Below are 4,860 nucleotides of genomic sequence, written 5' to 3' on the forward strand. Positions count from 1 at the left end.
CGCGGCGGCGAGGGCACGACGTTCGAGCTGTCCTGCTACACCGATCCGCTCGGCATCGAGCACCTCACAGGGTCGCTCGCGGCGGCGATCGCGCAGGTCGGCACCGGCGTGCACGGCGACGGCGCCTCCCTGCGGTTCACCACCAAGTTCGACGCCGTCGAGCCGCTGCTGGCCCTGCCGCACGGCGGCCGCACCCGCATCCGCTTCTCCTTGAACGCGGCCGAGGTGGAGCGGCTCGAGGGCGGCACGGCCCGGATGCCCGCGCGCATCGACGCCCTGCGCCGGGTCGCGGCGGCCGGCTACCCGGTCGGGCTGACCATCGCGCCGGTGATGCCCGTCGACGGCTGGGAGCAGTCGTACGGGCGGCTGCTCGACGACGTCGCCGCCGCGCTCGCGGGCGTGCCCGGCGTGGATCTGACCGCCGAGGTCATCACGCACCGGTTCACGCCGTCGAGCAAGCAGGTGCTGGAGGGCTGGTACCCGCGGACGAAGCTGGAGATGGACGAGTCGGCCCGCAGCGTCAAGCGGTCGAAGTTCGGCGGCGTCAAGTACGTCTACCCGCGCGAGACGATGCAGCGGCTGCGCGCCTGGTTCGAGCAGGAGGTCCCGGCCCGAGTGCCGGGCGCCCGCCTGCTCTACCAGACCTGACCGGCGCTCAGAAGGCGGCGTCGTAGAAGCCCTGCAGGTCGGGGGAGGCCTCGCCCGACAGGCCGCAGCCGAGCACCCGCCCGTCCTGCGCCGCGATCAGCACGTGCGCGCCGGCGGGCAGGATCGTCGGGTCCTCCACCTCCGCGGGGGCGTCGACGAGCACCTCGTCGACGGGCTCGCCGCGGTACTGCCGGTCGACCCGCACCGCGACCCGGTCGCCGCCGACCGCCTCCACCGTGCCGCTGAGCGCGACCGTGCTGCCGGCCAGCGCCTGCGCGGCGAAGTCGGCGACCGGCATGCACATCGCCGTCGCGTCGCTCGACATCGTCAGGGTGATCCTGGTGGTGCTCGGACCCACGGCGATGGTCGGCCGCACGTCGGCCGGCGACAGCAGGAAGGCGGCCGCCGCTGCGGCGACGAGCCCCGCCGGCACGCCGATCCACAGCGCGCGCCGAGGCGGTCGCGGTGCGCGACGCGGGCCGGCGGCGGCCCGCTGCAGCAGGGCGGCGCGCTGCGCCTCCGGGAGCGGCGGCAGGTCCCGCGCCGGGTCGAGGGCGGCGAGCCGGGTCTGCAGGTCGGTCATGGTCCGGTCCTTCCGAGCTCGTCCGCGAGGCGGCGCTTCGCGCGATGGAGGCGGATCGCCGCCGCGTTCGGGCTGATGCCGAGCGCGACCGCGAGGTCGGCGGGCTGCAGCCCCTCCCACGCCCAGAGGCGCAGCAGCTCGGCGTCCGCCGGGCGCAGCGCGCCGAGCGCGTCCCGCAGCGCCGAGACGTCCGGGGAGCCGCCCGCGACGCGCTGCTCGTCTGCGAGACGGGCGGCCGCGCGCTCCTGGCGCCGGACGCCGCGCTGCGCGTTCCGCAGCTGGTTCCTGGCGACGCCGATCGCCCACGGCAGGGCCGCGTCCGCGGGCACCTCGTCGAGCCGCCGCCAGCAGACGAGCAGCACGTCGGCGAGCACGTCCTCCGCGGTCGCCGCGTCGGCCCGCCGCGCGAGGTAGCGCCGCACCGGCTCGAGGCAGGCGTCCGCGAGGCTCGCGAAGCGCGCCTCCCGGTCCTCCAGGGTGATCACACCTCATCATGTCCAGCGGGGCGCGGATCCTTTCAGGGCACGCGCGACGGGATGGGAGGCTCCTCCCGTGAGTCCCACGGAGCAGGGCGTCGTCCTCGTCGCCGCGGCGCTGCTGGTCGTCGCCGGCGCGGCCGCGTTCAGCCCGCGGCTGCGCATCCCCGCGCCGCTGGTCCTCGTGGTCGTCGGCATCGGGCTCAGCCTGCTGCCGGTCGTGCCGACCGTGGTCGTCGACCCGCAGCTGGTCCTGATCGGCATCCTGCCGCCGCTGCTCTACGCGGGCTCGGTGTCGATGCCGTCCATGGACCTGCGCCGCGAGTTCGGCACGATCAGCGGGCTGTCCGTGCTGCTCGTCGTGATCAGCGCGCTGGTGCTCGGCTGGCTGTTCACGGTCCTGATCCCCGGGCTCGGCTACGCCTGGGGCGTCGCGCTCGGCGCCGTGATCAGCCCGACGGACGCGGTCGCGACCTCGATCGTCAAGAAGGCGGACGTCTCGCACCGGGTGATCGCGATCCTGGAGGGGGAGAGCCTGCTGAACGACGCCTCCGCGCTCGTGGTGCTGCGGGCCGCGGTCGCTGCGGGCGCCGCGGCCTCCGCCGGGGTGGACATCCCGTTCGTGGTCGGTCAGTTCGGCTACTCGGTGGTCGTGGCGGTCGTCATCGGCATCGTCGTCGGCCGGGGCTCCGTGTGGCTGCGGTCGAAGGTCACCGACTCGACGGTGAACACCGTCATCTCCTTCACCGTGCCCTTCATCGCGGCGATCCCGACGGAGCTCGCCGGCGGGTCGGGCCTGGTCGCCGCGGTCGCCGCGGGGCTCGCGGTCGGCCGTCAGGCGCCCCGCCGGCTGTCCGCGGAGCACCGCCGCTCCGACACCGAGAACTGGGCGATGGTGAGCCTGCTGCTCGAGGGCGCGATCTTCCTGCTCATGGGGCTCGAGATCGCGCAGATCGTGAGCACGGGCGTCTCCCCGCGGACCGTCGGTGCGCTGCCGATCGCGGTCGCCGCCCTCGCGACGGTCGTCCTCCTCCGGGCCGCCTTCGTCATCCCGCTGCTCCTGCTGCTGCGCGGCAGCGGGCGGCGCAGGACCCGGTTCCGCGAGCGCCTCACCGACATGCAGCAGGCGATATCGGAGGGCGGGCAGCCCGCGCTCGAGGCGCGCAGGCAGGAGCGCCGGACCGAGCCGCAGCGGGGCCGGCAGCGACGCCGCCCCCTCCGCCCGATCACGACGCAGGACTTCGAGCGGTTCAGCAAGCGGGTCCGCCAGGCGCTGGCCGACATCGACTACCTCGCCGCGTCGCCGCTCGGGCCGCGCGAGGGCGCCGTGGTGGTGTGGGCCGGCATGCGCGGCGCGGTGACGGTCGCCGCGGTGCAGACGCTCGAACCGGGCACCCCGCATCGGGACCTGCTGGTGCTCGTCGCGTTCGGGGTCGCGGCGATCTCGCTGATCGTGCAGGGCGGCACCCTGAGCGCGCTGATCCGCCTCCTGAAGCCGCAGGGCGACGACCCCGAGGCGCGGAAGGCGGAGCAGGTCAAGGTGCTGCAGCTGATCCGCGACAGCACCGGCACCCTGTCCGGACCGGAGGGGGACGCGCAGCTGCGCGCCATGTCGATCGACGAGCGGCTGGCGCGGATCCGGACCTCCCGGAACGCGCTGCTCGACGCGCGCGACGAGGGCGTCTTCTCCGCGGACGTGCTGAGCAGCGCCCTCGAGTCGCTCGACGCGATGGAGCTCGCGATCGACGTGCGGAAGGGCTCCGCCTGACCTCGCGGATCCGCAATTCTTTCGCGGATCCGCAGTTCCGCGCCGACACGCCGCCTCCTTGTGCCCCGGAGGCGGCGCGTCGGGCAGTTTCTGCGGATCCGCGAGACGGAGGTGGGGCCCGTTCGCGCGATCCGTGCAGTCGGCGCCCAGCGCGTGCACATTCCGCGCTCGAACTCGCTGCCTACGGTCGGCCCCGGTCCGCACGGCCACCTCGCCGCGCCCCCGCGGCCCCGTCCGGGCCGGTAGGGATGCAGCACCGATGGCAGAGACCGGCGAGATCACCGTCCACCGAGGCCTCTTCAAGAACGTCGACCTGTACGTCGAGGACACCGGGGGCGACGGCCGCCCCGTCGTCCTGATCCACGGCTGGCCGCTGTCCGCCGCCTCCTGGGCGCACCAGGTGCCCGCCTTCGCGGCCGCCGGGTACCGCGTCGTCGACTACGACCGCCGCGGGTTCGGGCGCAGCGACAAGCCGGCGTCGGGCTACGACTACGACACGTTCGCCGAGGACCTGGGCTCGATCCTCGACGCGCTCGACCTCACCGACGTCACGCTCATCGGCTTCTCGATGGGCGGCGGCGAGATCGCCCGCTACATCGCCGAGCACGGCGAGCGCCGCCTGCGCAGCGTCGTCTTCGCCTCCGCGGTGCCGCCATTCCTGGCGCAGTCCGACGACAACCCCGACGGGCCGCTGACGAAGGAGGCCGCCGCGGGGATGGAGGCGGGCCTCACGAAGGACCGCGACGGGTTCTTCGCGCAGTTCGTGCACGACTTCTACTCCGCGGACGGCGAGCTGAAGGTGTCGCAGAAGGAGGTCGACGACGCCATCGCGCTGGCGCAGCAGTCCGACCAGAAGGCGGCGCTCGGAGCGATGGCCGCGTTCGGCACCACCGACTTCCGCGACGACCTGACGAAGATCACCGTCCCGACGCTCGTGATCCACGGCGACGCCGACGGCATCGTGCCCTTCGAGGGCTCCGGGCAGCGCACCGCCGCGGCGATCCCCGGCAGCGAGACCGTCGTGATCCAGGGCGCACCGCACGGCGTCAACGTCTCGGACGCGGCGGAGTGGAACGCGGCGGTGCTCGCCTTCCTCGCGAAGTAGCCCCGCCTCCGCCTGACCTCGCGGATCCGCAGCTCCTTCGCGGATCCGCAGCTCCCGGCCGACACGCCGCCTCCGGAGGCTCCGGGGGCGGCGCGCCGTCCCGCTCCTGCGGATCCGCGAGGGGGAGTGGCTCAGGCAGCGGCGCCGAGGAGGCGGTTGGATGGCGGCATGCCGCAGCCCGAACCCGACCTCCAGCGCCTCCGGGTGGGGGTGATCGGCCTGGGGTTCGCCGGCACGACCGCGCTCGACGCGTTCTCCTCCCTGCCCGGGGTCGAGGTCG

The 4,860-nt window shown here is 74.5% G+C and carries 5 protein-coding genes; 3 read left to right on the forward strand and 2 right to left on the reverse strand.

What is annotated here, in order from left to right:
- Positions 1 to 648 (forward strand): spore photoproduct lyase family protein (locus ACFE60_RS17640; RefSeq protein ID WP_375390163.1); only part of this gene is annotated, 648 nt, incomplete at its 5' end.
- A 7-nt stretch (positions 649 to 655) separates the two neighbouring features.
- Here ACFE60_RS17640 and ACFE60_RS17645 read toward each other — a convergent pair.
- Both ACFE60_RS17645 and ACFE60_RS17650 read right to left on the reverse strand, forming a co-directional pair.
- Positions 656 to 1,231, reverse strand: coding sequence for a hypothetical protein (locus ACFE60_RS17645; protein ID WP_375390164.1), 576 nt, complete (start codon positions 1,229 to 1,231; stop codon positions 656 to 658).
- Positions 1,228 to 1,716, reverse strand: a complete 489-nt coding sequence (locus ACFE60_RS17650) for an RNA polymerase sigma factor (RefSeq protein WP_375390165.1) — start codon at positions 1,714 to 1,716, stop codon at positions 1,228 to 1,230. Before ACFE60_RS17650 ends, ACFE60_RS17645 begins: the two co-directional genes overlap by 4 nt.
- Before the next feature lie 67 nt (positions 1,717 to 1,783).
- Between ACFE60_RS17650 and ACFE60_RS17655 the strand changes: the two genes are divergently transcribed.
- Positions 1,784 to 3,475 carry a cation:proton antiporter gene (locus ACFE60_RS17655; RefSeq protein WP_375390166.1) on the forward strand — a complete coding sequence of 564 codons (1,692 nt, stop codon included), beginning with the start codon at positions 1,784 to 1,786 and terminating at the stop codon, positions 3,473 to 3,475.
- Positions 3,476 to 3,734: 259 nt separating this feature from the next.
- Positions 3,735 to 4,580 (forward strand): alpha/beta fold hydrolase, encoded by an 846-nt coding sequence (locus ACFE60_RS17660; protein WP_375390167.1) that lies wholly within the window; start codon positions 3,735 to 3,737, stop codon positions 4,578 to 4,580.
- The last annotated feature ends 280 nt before the right edge of the window (positions 4,581 to 4,860 follow it).

The sequence above is a fragment of the uncultured Amnibacterium sp. genome, from assembly GCF_964245895.1.
In the GTDB taxonomy this organism is placed as follows: Bacteria; Actinomycetota; Actinomycetes; order Actinomycetales; family Microbacteriaceae; genus Amnibacterium.

Coding starts and splice junctions, on each gene's coding strand:
- ACFE60_RS17660 (WP_375390167.1), top strand. CDS start 3,735: ATGGCAGAGACCGGCGAGATCACCGTCCACCGAGGCCTCTTCAAGAAC.
- ACFE60_RS17645 (WP_375390164.1), bottom strand. CDS start 1,231: ATGACCGACCTGCAGACCCGGCTCGCCGCCCTCGACCCGGCGCGGGAC.